Origin of the sequence: Herminiimonas sp. KBW02, from assembly GCF_003852535.1 — a bacterium.
GTDB lineage: Bacteria > Pseudomonadota > Gammaproteobacteria > Burkholderiales > Burkholderiaceae_D > Oxalicibacterium.
Genome location: NZ_QAJP01000004.1, coordinates 709,932 through 724,472 on the forward strand (window position 1 = coordinate 709,932; position 14,541 = coordinate 724,472).

General features: G+C 53.1%; 14 protein-coding genes and 1 tRNA gene. 10 read left to right on the plus strand and 5 right to left on the minus strand.

Features of this window, described 5'->3' with window-relative positions:
• The first annotated feature begins 31 nt into the window (after window positions 1–31).
• Entirely contained in the window at window positions 32–1,339 is a 1,308-nt protein-coding gene (hflK, locus tag DBR37_RS07650; protein ID WP_124573848.1) for an FtsH protease activity modulator HflK, read from the plus strand.
• Window positions 1,339–2,229 carry a protease modulator HflC gene (gene hflC, locus DBR37_RS07655; protein WP_124573849.1) on the plus strand — a complete coding sequence of 297 codons (891 nt, stop codon included), beginning with the start codon at window positions 1,339–1,341 and terminating at the stop codon, window positions 2,227–2,229. Before hflK ends, hflC begins: the two co-directional genes overlap by 1 nt.
• On the opposite strand, the gene DBR37_RS17190 is transcribed toward hflC, so the two are convergent.
• Window positions 2,189–2,521 carry a hypothetical protein gene (locus DBR37_RS17190; RefSeq protein ID WP_199739091.1) on the minus strand — a complete coding sequence of 111 codons (333 nt, stop codon included), beginning with the start codon at window positions 2,519–2,521 and terminating at the stop codon, window positions 2,189–2,191. The two genes, hflC and DBR37_RS17190, sit on opposite strands and share 41 nt — an antisense overlap.
• Here DBR37_RS17190 and DBR37_RS07660 point away from each other — a divergent pair.
• Genes DBR37_RS07660 through DBR37_RS07670 form a run of 3 tightly spaced genes read left to right on the plus strand, consistent with a single transcriptional unit; the run spans window position 2,439 to window position 5,471 of the window.
• On the plus strand, window positions 2,439–3,590 hold the full coding sequence (locus DBR37_RS07660; protein ID WP_124573850.1) for an ATP phosphoribosyltransferase regulatory subunit: 1,152 nt from the start codon (window positions 2,439–2,441) through the stop codon (window positions 3,588–3,590). The two genes, DBR37_RS17190 and DBR37_RS07660, sit on opposite strands and share 83 nt — an antisense overlap.
• 3 nt (window positions 3,591–3,593) lie before the next feature.
• Window positions 3,594–4,907: an adenylosuccinate synthase gene (locus DBR37_RS07665; RefSeq protein WP_199739062.1), complete on the plus strand. Its 1,314-nt coding sequence runs from the start codon at window positions 3,594–3,596 to the stop codon at window positions 4,905–4,907.
• A 27-nt stretch (window positions 4,908–4,934) separates the two neighbouring features.
• Window positions 4,935–5,471, plus strand: coding sequence for a phosphoribosyltransferase (locus DBR37_RS07670; protein WP_124573852.1), 537 nt, complete (start codon window positions 4,935–4,937; stop codon window positions 5,469–5,471).
• A 236-nt stretch (window positions 5,472–5,707) separates the two neighbouring features.
• Here the strand turns inward: DBR37_RS07670 and DBR37_RS07675 are convergent.
• Window positions 5,708–5,792 (minus strand) — tRNA-Leu (locus tag DBR37_RS07675).
• Window positions 5,793–5,942: 150 nt separating this feature from the next.
• Between DBR37_RS07675 and rnr the strand changes: the two genes are divergently transcribed.
• The 4 genes from rnr to DBR37_RS07695 all read left to right on the plus strand — a co-directional run bounded on the left by rnr (window position 5,943) and on the right by DBR37_RS07695 (window position 10,697).
• Window positions 5,943–8,387, plus strand: a complete 2,445-nt coding sequence (gene rnr, locus DBR37_RS07680) for a ribonuclease R (protein ID WP_124573853.1) — start codon at window positions 5,943–5,945, stop codon at window positions 8,385–8,387.
• 2 nt (window positions 8,388–8,389) lie between these two features.
• Window positions 8,390–9,133, plus strand: coding sequence for a 23S rRNA (guanosine(2251)-2'-O)-methyltransferase RlmB (gene rlmB / locus DBR37_RS07685; RefSeq protein WP_012079967.1), 744 nt, complete (start codon window positions 8,390–8,392; stop codon window positions 9,131–9,133).
• 113 nt (window positions 9,134–9,246) lie between these two features.
• Window positions 9,247–9,990, plus strand: coding sequence for a serine O-acetyltransferase (gene cysE, locus DBR37_RS07690; RefSeq protein WP_124573854.1), 744 nt, complete (start codon window positions 9,247–9,249; stop codon window positions 9,988–9,990).
• An 8-nt stretch (window positions 9,991–9,998) separates the two neighbouring features.
• A complete protein-coding gene (locus DBR37_RS07695) occupies window positions 9,999–10,697 on the plus strand; it encodes a YceH family protein (protein WP_124573855.1) in 699 nt (232 codons plus the stop codon).
• 19 nt (window positions 10,698–10,716) lie between these two features.
• Here DBR37_RS07695 and DBR37_RS07700 read toward each other — a convergent pair whose 3' ends face one another.
• From DBR37_RS07700 to DBR37_RS07710, 3 genes are all read right to left on the minus strand, one after another.
• Window positions 10,717–11,478, minus strand: coding sequence for a UDP-2,3-diacylglucosamine diphosphatase (locus tag DBR37_RS07700; RefSeq protein WP_233588305.1), 762 nt, complete (start codon window positions 11,476–11,478; stop codon window positions 10,717–10,719).
• A gap of 88 nt (window positions 11,479–11,566) precedes the next feature.
• Window positions 11,567–12,055 (minus strand): peptidylprolyl isomerase, encoded by a 489-nt coding sequence (locus tag DBR37_RS07705; RefSeq protein ID WP_124573857.1) that lies wholly within the window; start codon window positions 12,053–12,055, stop codon window positions 11,567–11,569.
• A 56-nt stretch (window positions 12,056–12,111) separates the two neighbouring features.
• Entirely contained in the window at window positions 12,112–12,690 is a 579-nt protein-coding gene (locus DBR37_RS07710; RefSeq protein ID WP_124573858.1) for a peptidylprolyl isomerase, read from the minus strand.
• Between the two features lie 454 nt (window positions 12,691–13,144).
• Here DBR37_RS07710 and cysS point away from each other — a divergent pair, with 454 nt between their 5' ends.
• Entirely contained in the window at window positions 13,145–14,539 is a 1,395-nt protein-coding gene (gene cysS / locus DBR37_RS07715; protein WP_124573859.1) for a cysteine--tRNA ligase, read from the plus strand.
• Window positions 14,540–14,541: the final 2 nt, after the last annotated feature.

The following is a 14,541-nucleotide window of genomic DNA, read 5'->3' on the forward strand; positions in this document are numbered from 1 at the left end:
CCCATTATTTTTCAGCCCGGACCGCAAAAGAATGCTCGTTTCCCTACTTAAAAAATTTGGTTTGAAGTTTTCGCTCAATGACCCGCGTTGGGGTCGTGGTTCCGATGACAATAATAAAAATCAGGATAACAAGCGTCCGAACGACGGCCCGCCTGATCTCGATCAATTGTGGCGCGATTTCAATCAGCGCCTGAGTGGCATTTTCGGCAACAGGAAAAATGGCGGCGGCGGTAACGGTGGCGATTCTTCCGGCGGCGGCGGCATAGGCGGCTTCAAGCCCGATATGCGCGGTGCCGGCATAGGCGCTGCCATCATTGCGGCGATCGTTGCATTCCTGTGGCTGGTCAGCGGCTTCTTCATCGTGCAGGAAGGTCAGACCGGCGTGGTCATGACTTTTGGTAAATACAGCCACATGACACCTGCCGGTTTCAACTGGCGCTGGCCGACCCCGATTCAAAGCCATGAAATCGTCAACGTCTCGCAAGTGCGTACGGTTGAAGTCGGCTATCGCGGCAACGTCAAGAACAAGCAACAGCAGGAATCGCTGATGCTGACTGAAGATGAAAACATCATCGACATCCAGTTCGCCGTTCAATACACATTGAAAAACGCATCCGATTGGGTCTTCAACAATCGTGAACAGGAAGAAATGGTCAAGCAGGTTGCCGAGACCGCGATTCGTGAAGTAGTCGGCCGCAGCAAGATGGATTTCGTCCTGTATGAAGGCCGTGAAAAAATCGCCTTCGACAGCAGCCAGTTGATGCAGCAAATCGTTGACCGTTACAAGTCAGGCGTACAGATTACCAATGTCACGATGCAAGGCGTTCAACCGCCAGAGCAAGTGCAGGCATCTTTTGATGATGCGGTTAAAGCAGGACAGGACCGCGAACGTCAAAAGAATGAGGGGCAGGCTTACGCCAATGACGTGATTCCACGTGCGCGTGGTGCGGCTTCGCGCCTGATGCAGGAATCGGAAGCATATCGTTCCAGCGTGACTGCGAATGCACAGGGTGAAGCGTCGCGCTTCAAACAAATTCTGGTTGAGTATCAAAAAGCGCCTGCCGTTACCCGGGATCGTATGTACCTCGAAACGATGCAGAAAATTTTCTCTAGCACTACTAAGGTTATGGTCGATTCAAAAGGTAATAACAGCCTGATTTATTTGCCGCTCGATAAGTTGATTTCCCAGTCTGCGGCGCCTGCCGGTGCTGCAGCGGATGTCGGTGCGATCAGACCGCCTGCTACCTCGTCTACAAGTGCGCCGGATACGGCCGCGCTGGAAGCACAGGAGTCGAGAGCCCGAGATAGCCGTAGTTCGCGTGATCGGGAGGTACGATAATGAATCGCCTGATCTCTTATGTCATCGTCGCGGTCATCGGCTTCATCGCTTTGTCGTCGACCCTGTTTGTGGTTGATCAACGCCAGTACGCAATTGTGTTTGCGCTGGGTGAAGTAAAGACTGTTATCAGTGAACCTGGCTTGCACTTCAAATTGCCGCCACCGTTCCAGAACGTCGTATTCCTGGACAAGCGCATCCTGACTCTGGATACGCCGGATGCAGATCGCTTCATTACTGCGGAAAAGAAAAACATCCTGGTTGATGCTTTCGTTAAATGGCGCATTGTTGATCCACGCCTGTACTTCGTCAGCTTTAGCGGTGACGAACGCAGCGCGCAAAACCGTATGGCGCAGATCGTCAAGGCTTCGCTGAACGAAGAAATTACCAAGCGCACTGTACGTGAAGTGATTTCCGGTGAGCGTGGCAAGGTGATGGACGGCATCCAAAAGAAAGTCACGGAAGAAGCCAAACAGATCGGTGTTGAAATCGTTGATGTGCGCCTCAAGCGCGTTGACTATGTCGACCAGATCAATAACTCGGTGTTTGACCGTATGAAGTCTGAACGTGCACGCGTCGCCAATGAGTTGCGTTCGACCGGTGCGGCGGAGTCTGAAAAGATCCGTGCAGATGCCGACAGACAGCGTACCGTTATTCTGGCTGAAGCCTATCGTGATGCTGAACAGATCCGCGGTGAAGGTGATGCCAAAGCGTCGCAAATCTATGCACAGGCATTTGGTCAAAGCCCCGAGTTCTATAAGTTTTACCGTAGCCTCGAAGCGTATCGTGCCAGCTTTAAAACACGTAACGATATGCTCGTGATCGATCCTAACTCCGAGTTTTTCAAGTATTTTAAAAACCCGACTTCGAGCGGAGCAGGCGCGAAAAAATAAGCCTGAGCGCCGTGTAAGCGAAATACATGCATGAAGTGATAGCCATCACTTCATGCAGTTTCTTTTTTATGGCGGCGACATGCATAAACGCAAATAAATTTAGTTTCTGGCGGAAATAACCCGTTTGCGGGTTGTCTCTTGCCTCGCTGATATAAGCCTGCCGTACGCTGTATCCCAATTTCCTTTTTCTGACTTTTTCGTTTCCCGTCATGCCAAACTGGCTGCTGCCTGAAAATATTGCTGATGTTTTGCCGTCTGAAGCGCGCAAAATTGAAGAACTACGTCGTGTCATTCTCGACAACTTCCACCTGTACGGGTACGAACTTGTCATGCCACCTATGCTCGAGTACCTGGACTCTCTGCTGGCTGGTGCAGGGCATGACATGGATTTACGCACTTTTAAACTGGTTGATCAGTTGTCCGGTCGTACGCTGGGCCTGCGCGCAGACATGACTACCCAGGTAGCACGGATAGACGCGCATTTGCTGAACCGTGCTTCGGTCACGCGCCTTTGCTACTCCGGCAGCGTGCTGCATACCCGCCCGAACGGTTTGCACGCTACCCGTGAGCCTTTGCAGATCGGTGCCGAGATATACGGCCACGGTGGACTGGAAGCCGATGCTGAAATCCAGGAATTGGCGCTGGCGTCGCTGGCTTTGGCTGGTTTCACCCAGGTAAGACTGGATTTATGCCATGTCGGCGTGTTGCGGGCGATCATCGAAAATGACGCAAATGCGCAAAAAGACGAGTCGGCACTGTATACTTTGCTCCGCGCCAAAGATGTTCCGGCGCTGCAGGAGATAACAGCTGCTTACAGCGACGAATCACGCCGTGCCTTGCTGGCTTTGCCTAGCCTGTATGGTGATGTGACGGTGCTGGCGCGAGCGCGCAAGGAATTGCCGGCTTTGCCGGGTATTACCAAGGCCCTGGATGAGCTGGCAGCATTGGCCAGCCTCGCGGGTGAAGCAAACGTGACGATAGACCTGGCCGATCTCGGTGGCTATCAGTACGAGAGCGGTGCGATGTTTGCGATTTATGTGCCGGGCCTGCCGAATGCTGTCGCGCGTGGTGGTCGTTACGATCACGTTGGTGAAGCGTTTGGACGTGCCCGTCCGGCGACTGGTTTCTCTATGGATTTACGCGAACTGGCGCGCTTATTGCCAGTAGCGGAACGCAAGCGCGCAATTCGTGCGCCGTGGGGCCGCGAAGCAGCATTGCGCACCAAGATAGTTGCATTGCGCAAGGCTGGGGAAGTAGTGATACAAAGCTTGCCCGGCTACGAAAACGATCAGGACGAGTTTGAGTGCGACCGCGTACTCGTACTTGAAGATGGAAACTGGATTATCAAAAATTTAGGTTAAGTGATGTCAACAAAAAGCATGGCAAAAAACGTTGTAGTTGTCGGTACCCAATGGGGCGATGAAGGTAAGGGCAAGATCGTCGACTGGCTGACAGATCACGCGCAAGGCGTAGTGCGCTTCCAGGGCGGCCATAACGCAGGCCACACACTGGTGATCGGTGGTCATAAGACCGCACTGCAATTGATCCCTTCCGGCATCATGCGCGAAGGCGTTGCATGCTACATCGGTAACGGCGTGGTCTTGTCGGTACCTGACGTATTGCGTGAAATCGACAAGCTGGCAGCGATCGGTGTAGAAGTCCCGTCGCGTCTGAAGATTTCGGAAGCCTGTCCTATCATCCTGCCGTACCACACTGCACTGGACGTGGCGCGTGAAGTTGCGCGCGGCGATGCAAAAATCGGTACCACCGGTAAAGGCATCGGCCCTGCGTATGAAGACAAAGTCGCACGTCGCGCTATCCGCGCTGCTGACTTGCTGAACGAAAAACGTTTCGCAGAAAAACTGCTGGAAAACCTCGATTACCACAACTTCGTGTTGTCGCATTACCTGAAGGTTCCGGCTGTCGATTATCAAAAAACCCTGGATGATGCGCTGGCTGATGTGCCACGTCTCAAGCCTATGGTCGGCGATGTATCGAGCGCACTGTACGCAGCGTATAACGACGGCGCCAACCTCTTGTTCGAAGGTGCACAAGGTAGCTTGCTCGACGTCGATCACGGTACTTATCCATACGTTACTTCGAGTAACTGCGTGGCAGGTAATGCTTCTACCGGTTCCGGTGTTGGCCCTAACATGCTGCACTATGTGCTCGGTATCACCAAGGCTTACACCACACGTGTCGGTTCGGGCCCATTCCCATCGGAATTGCCTACTGATGCAGGCGTTGGTAAACACCTGGCAACAGTTGGTCACGAATTCGGTACCGTTACCGGTCGTGCCCGTCGTTGCGGCTGGTTCGATGCTGCCTTGCTGAAACGTTCGGTGCAAATCAACGGCGTAACCGGTATGTGCTTCACCAAGCTTGACGTGCTGGATGGCCTCGAGTCGCTGCGCATCTGCACAGGTTACAAACTGAATGGCAAAACAATAGATATCTTCCCGGTCGGCGCAGAAGACGCGGCTGCCTGCGAACCTATCTATGAAGAAATGCCAGGCTGGAAAGAAACCACGGTTGGTGCAAAAACACTGGAAGCCCTGCCTGCAAATGCACGTGCTTACATCGATCGCATCGAGAAACTTGTAGGTGTGCCTATCGATATGATTTCGACCGGTCCAGACCGCGAAGAAACCATCGTATTGCGTCATCCTTTCAAATAAAAATTACTTAGTCCGACGAGTTGCACGATGCCAGAATCAGGCGATAAAGATCTATGGGTGACATGGGAAGCCTATCACCAGGCAATCGAGCGTCTGGCTCTGCTTGTGCACGAGTCGGGTTGGGAATTTGACCAGGTACTATGCCTGGCGCGTGGCGGTCTCCGCCCCGGCGATGTGTTCTCACGTATCTTCAATGTGCCGCTGGCGATTTTGTCGACCAGCTCATATCGCGAAGATGCGGGCAAAGAGCAGGGCTCGCTGGATATCGCCAAACACATCACGATTACAAACGGAACTCTGGGTGGCAAGGTATTGCTGGTCGACGATCTGGTCGATTCCGGAGTCACGCTGGAACAAGTGCAGCGTCATCTTTCCGAAAAATTCCCCGCAGTGACAGAAGTAAAATCTGCCGTCATCTGGTACAAAGCTTGCTCGTCTGTAGAGCCGGATTTCTATCTCGACTATTTGCCGCATAATCCGTGGATACACCAGCCATTTGAAGAGTACGATGGCTTGCGTCCGCATCAATTAGCAGCATGGTTGCGCAAAGGTGAAACAGAATAGGGCACGTCGTCACTGATGTGTCATTTTCTGCAGGCAATATCTATGCGTTGCAGAAGTAAGCAACAAAATAAGTAACGAAGAAAAAACGTAGGAATTAAAAACAAGTTTTCGCAAAGAGATTTTTGCGATATCTGAAGTGTGCTGCGTGCGTTTGAAGTGAGCTCGTATGAGCCAGGAAATAAATGCGACCGGAAAAAGAAAAACCCCGTTGACGAATCAACGGGGTTTTAATAACTTGGTGCCCACGGAGGGACTCGAACCCCCACACCTTGCGGCACATGGACCTGAACCATGCGCGTCTACCAATTCCGCCACGTGGGCCTTACATGAAAGATGAGCAGTATAGCGGATATTCATTGGAAGTCAATCATTGATTGCGATTAATTTGCATGTTTCTCGACTTATTATGCAAATACTGTCGTCGTCCGTTACACTGACTCCCGTTCTAATAACAATTAACCAAAACAGCTTTTGAGCCAATACTCTTATACCATTCCCAGCCGCGAGGAAATTCTCGGCATCTTACGTACGGCCACCGGTTCGCACGACGCCTCCACACTTGCTACTGCTCTCGGCGTAAAGCCTGATGAGATGGACGGTCTGATGCGTCGCCTGAATGCGATGGAGCGCGATGGACAAATCAAACCAGATCGCGCCGGCAATTATCAGCTTGCCCATTCTTCCAACTTTATTGAAGGCCGCGTAAGCAGTCATCGTGACGGCTACGGTTTCCTGATTCCTGACGACGCCAGTGCCGATATCTTTTTGCCTGAAAAAGAAATGCAAAAAGTACTGCACGGTGATCGCGTGCAGGCACGCATCATAGGCACTGACCGTCGTGGTCGCCCTGAAGGCACCATCGTCGAAGTTGTTGCACGTGCAAACACACATGTCATCGGTCGCTTGCTGAACGAAAACGGCGTGTGGGTAGTTGCACCTGAAGACAAGCGCATCGGCCAGGACATCATGCTGGCCGGTTCGCCAGGCAAGGCAAAAACCGGGCAGGTCGTCAGTGTAGAACTGACCGAGCAACCTTCGCGTTTCAGCCAGCCTGTCGGCAAGATCGTCGAAGTCCTCGGCGACATTGATGACCCAGGCATGGAAATCGAAATCGCAGTGCGCAAATATGGCGTACCGCATGAATTTTCTGAAGCAGCGAAAAAAGCGGCAGCCAAATTGCCGAACGAAGTGCGTGCGGTTGATTTGCATGATCGCGTCGATTTACGCGATGTGCCTTTGGTCACCATTGATGGTGAAGATGCACGTGACTTCGATGATGCCGTGTATTGCGAACCATGCAAAATTGGTCGTGCTGATGGCTTCCGTCTGATCGTTGCGATTGCAGACGTTAGTAACTACGTCAAACCGAATGAAGCAATCGATGTCGATGCACTGGAGCGCAGCACCTCGGTGTATTTCCCGCGTCGCGTGATTCCTATGCTGCCGGAGAAATTGTCTAACGGTTTGTGTTCGCTCAATCCGGGCGTGGATAGATTGACGCTGGTGTGTGATGCCGTGATTACTGCCAAAGGCGAAATCAAGGCTTACCAGTTCTATCCGGCAGTCATCCATTCGGCTGCGCGCCTGACCTATACCGAAGTAGCGGCTATCCTGGGCAATACCAAGGGCATAGAAGCGACCAGGCGTCCGGCGCTGGTGCCGCACCTGCTGAATCTGTATGGCGTCTACCAGGCCTTGCTGCAAGCACGTCATGCACGCGGTGCGATCGACTTTGAAACAACCGAAACCTATATCGTCTGCAATGAAGTCGGCAAGATCCAGCAGATCCTGCCACGTACGCGTAATGAAGCGCACAAACTGATTGAAGAGTGCATGCTGGCGGCCAACGTGTGCGCAGCTGACCTCTTGCAGCGTCACAAGCATCACAGCCTGTATCGTGTGCATGCGCTGCCGACCAAGGAAAAATTGAATCAGGTTCGCACCTTCCTCAAGCAGGTCGGTTTGAATCTGGGTGGCGGTGATAAGCCGACTGCATCGGATTACGCAGAACTGATGCCGAAGATTAAAAATCGTCCGGATGCATTACTGTTGCAGACCATGTTGTTGCGCTCCATGCAGCAAGCTGTCTACAGCCCGGAAAATATCGGCCACTTTGGTTTGTCGTATGAAGCCTATGCGCACTTCACCAGCCCGATCCGTCGTTATCCGGATTTGCTGACCCATCGCGCCATCAAAGCCATCCTGCAAGGCAAGAAGTATGAGCCGCGCGGTATGGATACCAGCACGCTGAATACCATGTTGTCGCCTGCAGCGCGCAAGAAGCACGCGCAGGACAAAGCCGAAGGCAAGCAAAAGGCAGAAGGCGACCTGGCGATCTGGGAAGCACTGGGCATCCATTGCTCGGCGAATGAACGCCGTGCTGATGAAGCATCGCGTGACGTTGAAGCCTGGCTCAAGTGTTACTTCATCCGTGACAAGCTGGGTGAGGAATTCACCGGCACGATTTCCGGCGTGGCGACTTTCGGCATCTTCGTGCAGCTCGACTCCCTGTTCATCGAAGGCATGGTGCATGTCACCGAGCTCGGTGCGGATCATTTCAAATTCGATGAGGCGCGTCATGAGTTGCGCGGTGAACGTACCGGCATTCGTTATCAGCTGACCGACCGTGTAACCGTCCAGGTCAGCCGTGTCGATCTGGATGCGCGCAAGATAGATTTGCGTCTGGTGAACGAACCTGGCATCCGTACCGTGCTGAAAAACGAAGCACGTCGTGCCGACAACGAACATCAGCAACGTAGCCAGAAAGCGGAAAAGAAAGCAGCGAAATCTGCAACGAAAACAACTGCTGTGCCGACCGCGGCGGCTAAAAAGACCAAAGCCAAGCGCACCCCGGCAACACCGCATAAACAACGTGCACCAGCAGTGCACTCTAAATCAGGTAAGAAGAAGCGATAAAAATGAAGAGCAAGATGATTTTCGGCTTTCACGCCGTCACGGCGCGTTTGCGCCATGAAGCCTCTTCGGTAGAAGAAATCTATATTGACGCCGGTCGTCATGACCAGCGCATGAAGGACTTGATACGCGCGGCCGAAGGTGCCAAGGTACGTATTATTCCCGCCGACGACGCACGTCTGAGCAGCATCGTCGGCACCCGTCGCCATCAGGGCGTGGTGGCCAAGGCCGGTGAATTGTCGCTGGCGCGCAATCTCGACGAGTTGCTGGACGCGATTGAAGGCCCGCCTTTGTTGCTGGTACTGGATGGTATTACCGATCCGCATAATCTCGGTGCCTGCCTGCGCGTCGCTGACGGTGCCGGTGCGCATGCGGTCATCGCACCGAAGGATCGCGCTGTCGGCCTGAATGCGACCGCTGCCAAGGTCGCCAGTGGTGCTGCCGATACCGTGCCTTACATCACGGTAACGAATCTGGCGCGTACCCTGCGCGAATTGAAAGAGCGCGACATCATGCTGATCGGTACAACCGACGACTCCGAAAAAGGTTTGTACGAAGCCGACTTCTCCGGCCCGGCTGCTCTGGTCATGGGCTCGGAAGGTGAGGGCATGCGTCGCCTGACGCGCGAAACCTGTGATGTCCTGGTTGGCATCCCGATGTTTGGCTCGGTAGAAAGCCTGAATGTCTCGGTAGCCTCCGGCGTCTGTCTCTACGAAGCCCGCAGACAGCGCATCGCCACCGGTTCTTAAGCAGCGCCTGACAGCATGGCGGCACCGGCCAGAAATCGCCGGTGTCCGCCATGATTTTCGTTAACAGGCTAATATTGCTACCTGAGCATTTTCCGCATATCCATATTTACTTTATGTTTAGCCGTATTCGAGAAGACATCGCCAATATCATCGCCCGCGACCCTGCTGCGCGCAGCGAATGGGAGGTTATTACCTGCTATCCGGGCTTGCACGCCATCGTCATGCAACGCTGGGCACATTGGTTCTGGAACCACGATTTAAAGTGGCTGGGACGCTTTACTTCGCATATCGCACGCTGGCTGACCGCTATCGAAATCCATCCTGGTGCAAAAATAGGACGTCGCGTTTTTATCGACCATGGTTTCGGCGTAGTGATCGGTGAAACCGCTGAGGTCGGTGACGATTGCACGATTTATCAGGGGGTGACCTTGGGTGGTACTTCGCTCAGTAAAGGGGCGAAGCGACATCCTACCCTGGGTGCAGGTGTGATTATTGGTGCCGGTGCGCAAGTCTTGGGTGGCTTTACGGTCGGTGAGGGCGCCAAGATCGGTTCCAATGCAGTGGTGGTGCGCGAAGTCCCGCCAGGTGCCACCGCAGTCGGTAACCCGGCGCGGATTATCCAGAAAGACAATGCCCGCGATGAAGCCGCTGCGCGCATGTTTGCTGCGTATGGTGTGACACCAAATGGCGATGATCCTTTATCCAAGGCTTTGCACGGTTTGATCGATAATGCCGCGACACAGGAACATCAGATCGAGCGTATTCTGGCGGCACTGAAGTGCGCCGGCATCGATTGCGAAACCCTGAATGCCACCGAGAAATTTGATCCTGAACAGTTGAACAAACTGGTTGAGTAAGTAAAGCCATGACAGATGAAGTAAGCAATATTCCTGCTGCCGATGCGCAGGGTGACGGACAGGTCGTATTCGATGCGGGTGCACTGCGTGTGCTGGCAGTATTAGCCGAAAAAGAAGCGCTGACGCCGGATGCCTATCCGATGTCTATCAATGCACTCACCAATGGCTGTAACCAGCTGACCAGTCGTGATCCGGTGATGGCGCTGACCGAAGCTGATGTGCAGCGTATCCTGCAGGATTTGATCGCAGACAAATTTGTCTCCGAGGTGAATCAGGCGGGCGCACGCGTGAGCAAGTATGAGCACAGACTGCGCATGAAGTGGACGCTGGAGCAGGATAAGCTGGCCGTGCTGACGGTCTTGATGTTGCGTGGTATCCAGACTGCTGGTGAGATACGTACGCGCTCAGGCCGTTTGCATGAGTTCGCTACGATTGCTGATGTGGAAGCAGCATTGCAATTCCTGATCGACAAATATCCGCCGCTGGTCGCACGCTTGCCGCGCGCGCCTGGTACCAAGGAAACGCGTTATGCGCCCTTATTATCGGGAGAGGTATTTCCTGAGTCGGGTGAGTTGCCTGCAGCTGCAAGCGGTGGTGTAAGCCGCCATGACCGCATCGGTCAGCTGGAAGCAGAAGTGGCTGGCCTGCGCGACGAAGTCGAAGCTTTGAAAGCGCAGTTCCAGCAATTCAAACAGCAGTTCGAATAAGTATTAGCCAAGTCGGTGCCTAGTTGCCGACTTCGCTTCCATTCAAGGTGTAACGGTGGATATTGCTTGCCGTATCCAGTGCCAGCCAGTCACCGCGCTCCGCCGGAGCGTGATCCAAATCCCAGTCTGACAATACATAGCGTATGCGTGCTGCACCATCGATTTGATAATCGTGTTTTGCCGGGCGATGAGTATGACCATGGATCATGGTGGCACTGCCACTGAGACGGAATAAACCTGCAATCGCTTCCTGATTTACATCCATGATGTCGTAAGACTTGTCACGTTGGGCGGCACGGCTGCCGGCGCGCAAGTTTTCGATGATGGCTTTGCGTTGCGCCAGAGGCTGAGCCAGGAAGTTTTGTTGCCATTCGGGCTGGCGTACTTGCGCACGGAATTGCATGTATGCGGCATCGTCGGTGCAATAGGCGTCGCCATGTGTCAGCACCAGCAAACGGTTGGCGATCGTGGAGACATAGGGATCGGGCAGCAAGCGTATACCGGTTGCCTCTGCAAACCTGGTTCCGACCAGGAAGTCGCGATTGCCGGCCATCCAGAAGATTTCTACGCCGCTTGTACTGACTCGTTTCAGTGCATGGACGACTTGCTGATAGTAGGGATCGTCCAGGTCGTCATCACCGGCCCAGGCTTCGAAGATATCGCCGAGCAGATAAAGTTGTCGCGTGTGTACTGCGTGTTGTTGCAGGAAATTAAAAAAAGCCTGCGTGGTGCGAGGCATGGCTGCCTGCAAATGCAAATCGGAAACAAAAAGCGCAGCCATTGCTGGCTGCGCTTGATTCGTCGAAGCAGAGGATAGGGAAGAGCTCATATCGTGCATCGAGATAGCTAAGTAAGTAAATGTCGGGCGCTTAGATTACTTCTGCTTTTTCGATGACTACGTCGTCTACCGGTACGTCTGCGAACATGCCGCTGCGTGTGGTTTTGACTGCGCGGATTTTTTCAACGACATCGGTACCGTCGGTGACTTTGCCGAATACGCAGTAGCCCCAGCCGTCCTGACCTGGATAGTCGAGGAAGCTGTTGTTGTTGACGTTGATGAAGAACTGAGCGGAAGCCGAGTGTGGTGCCGAAGTACGTGCCATTGCCAGTGTGTACATATCGTTTTTCAAGCCGTTCTTGGCTTCGTTTTCGACTGGTTCATTGGTCGGCTTTTGTTTCATGCCAGGTTCGAAGCCGCCACCCTGAATCATGAAGCCATCAATGACGCGATGGAAGATGGTGCCGGCATAGTGACCAGAGTTCACGTAGGCGAGGAAGTTCTCTACCGTTTTTGGCGCTTTTTCTGCGTCGAGTTCGATAGTGATGTTGCCGTGATTGGTGGTGAGCAGAACTGCCATATTTATTCCTTGATAAATGTAGGGGGATGAAAAAGACTAAAAATCAGTGTTGATGATTAATTGATGACGGTAGCTGATTCTATGATGACTGGTGTGGTTGGTACATTTTGATGGCCGCCACGATTGCCGGTGCTGACGTTCTTGATCTTATCGACGACTTCGGTGCCTTTGATGACTTTGCCGAAGACTGCATAGCCCCAGCCGTCACGGCTAGGATAGTTCAGCATACTGTTATTTGCGGTGTTGATAAAGAACTGTGCAGTAGCGGAGTGCGGCGAGCTGGTGCGTGCCATCGCGATGGTGTAGATGTCATTCTTCAGGCCGTTCGACGCTTCGTTCTGGATAGGCGCGCGTGTCGCTTTCTCTTTCATGTCTTTATCGAAGCCGCCGCCCTGGATCATAAAGCCATCGATCACGCGGTGGAAAATGGTGCCGTTGTATTGGCCGCTTTTTACATACTGCACAAAATTCTCTACGGATTTAGGTGCTTTGTCCTGGTTCAGTTCCAGCACGATCTCGCCCATATTCGTTTTCAGTAATACCTGTGGTGCATCGGCAGCTTGCGCAAATTGCAGCATGCCTGACATTGATACGGCGGCAACCATGGCCAGGGCGTGGCGACGAGAAAATTTCATGCGGGCTTCTTTCATTTAAATGAAGGTGGGTAGTTCTGTAAGCTAGAGCTGGTTCCTGGTACAGATGAAGCTAAAGGATAAATATTCAATAGCCCTCAGCTTGCAGGATCACTCGCGCTGTCATATTATGCCGTCCCGCTTGCGCTTCGGTACGGAGCCGTCTCTAATTTTGTGCAGGTTTCAGTGCGGCGGGAAAGGCAAAGATAAAATGCAATCTTGCGCCAGAACCAGTGCAGATAAGCAACTTGGTCGGCGGTTGCGCTTTTTATCAATGCTATACTGCTACAAATTCGTGCTGCCTAACATGCCGCGAAACGAGCATTTTATCAAAAAAGAAGCATCACTAAGTGTTTTGGCAGCGTTGCCGCAGCTGCGCCCCGGAGTTGCTGATGCGCGTAAATGGCGATGCGCAGCTAGCCTTGTGACAAATCTTAGCCGAAACAGACAACCATTCATGAGTGCCCTGAAGATCTACAATACGCTGGCGCGTGATAAGCAGCCGTTTACTCCTATTGAACCGGGCAAAGTCCGGATGTACGTATGCGGCATGACCGTATACGACTACTGTCACATCGGACATGCGCGCGTTATGGTGGTATTCGATCTGGTGCAGCGCTGGTTGCGGGCTTCTGACTATGAAGTTACTTATGTGCGCAACATCACCGATATAGACGACAAGATCATCAGGCGTGCCGCCGAAAATGGCGAGTCCATTTCTGCCCTGACACAACGCTTTATCGATGCGATGGATGAGGATGCCGCTGCGCTGGGCGTACAAAAACCGGATCACGAACCGCGTGCGACCAATTTCGTGCCGCAAATGCTGGGTCTGATCGAAGCGCTGGAACGTAATGGCCTGGCTTATAAATCATCCGATGGCGACGTGAATTATTCCGTGCGCGATTTCCCCGGGTATGGCAAGTTGTCCGGCAAGTCGCTGGATGATCTGCGCGCGGGTGAGCGTGTGGACGTCAACACCGGTAAACGTGATCCGCTGGATTTCGTCTTGTGGAAATCATCAAAAGAATCCGAGCCGGAAGAAGTGAAGTGGGCATCGAAATGGGGCAGTGGTCGCCCGGGCTGGCATATTGAATGCTCGGCCATGGCGTGCGAGTTGCTGGGTGAGCAATTCGATATACACGGCGGCGGTGCCGATCTGCAGTTCCCGCATCACGAAAATGAAATTGCACAGTCCGAAGGTGCGAGCCAGCATACCTTCGTCAACTACTGGATGCACAATGGTTTCGTGCGTGTCGACAATGAAAAAATGTCGAAGTCGCTGGGTAATTTCTTCACTATTCGTGAAGTACTGGCGAAATACGATTCCGAAGTCGTGCGCTTCTTCATCTTGCGCGCGCATTACCGCAGCCAACTGAATTATTCCGATGCGCATCTGGATGATGCACGCAACGCCTTGACACGTATGTATACCGCACTCAAGGATGTGGCGCCGGATGATGCACCGCTGGACATGGCGGAAGCACATGCCGTGCGCTTTGCCGATGCGATGAACGACGATTTCAATACACCGCTGGCAGTGGCCGTATTGTTTGAGCTTGCAAACGAAATTAATAAAACAAAATCGCCCGCTTTGGCGCGCCAACTGGTTGGACTCGCTGGTATAGTCGGTCTCTTGCAGCGCCCGGCCCAGCAATTCCTGCATGCCGGACTAGCTAACGGGGAAGATGGCGGGATGGAAACATTTGTCGTCGAGCAAATCAATGCGCGTGTTAACGCCAAGAAGGCGAAGAACTTTGCCGAAGCTGACCGCATCCGTGCCGAGCTGCTGGAGAAAGGTATCATCCTGGAAGATAAACCGGGTGGCCTGACTGAATGGCGAAGGGCTTGAGC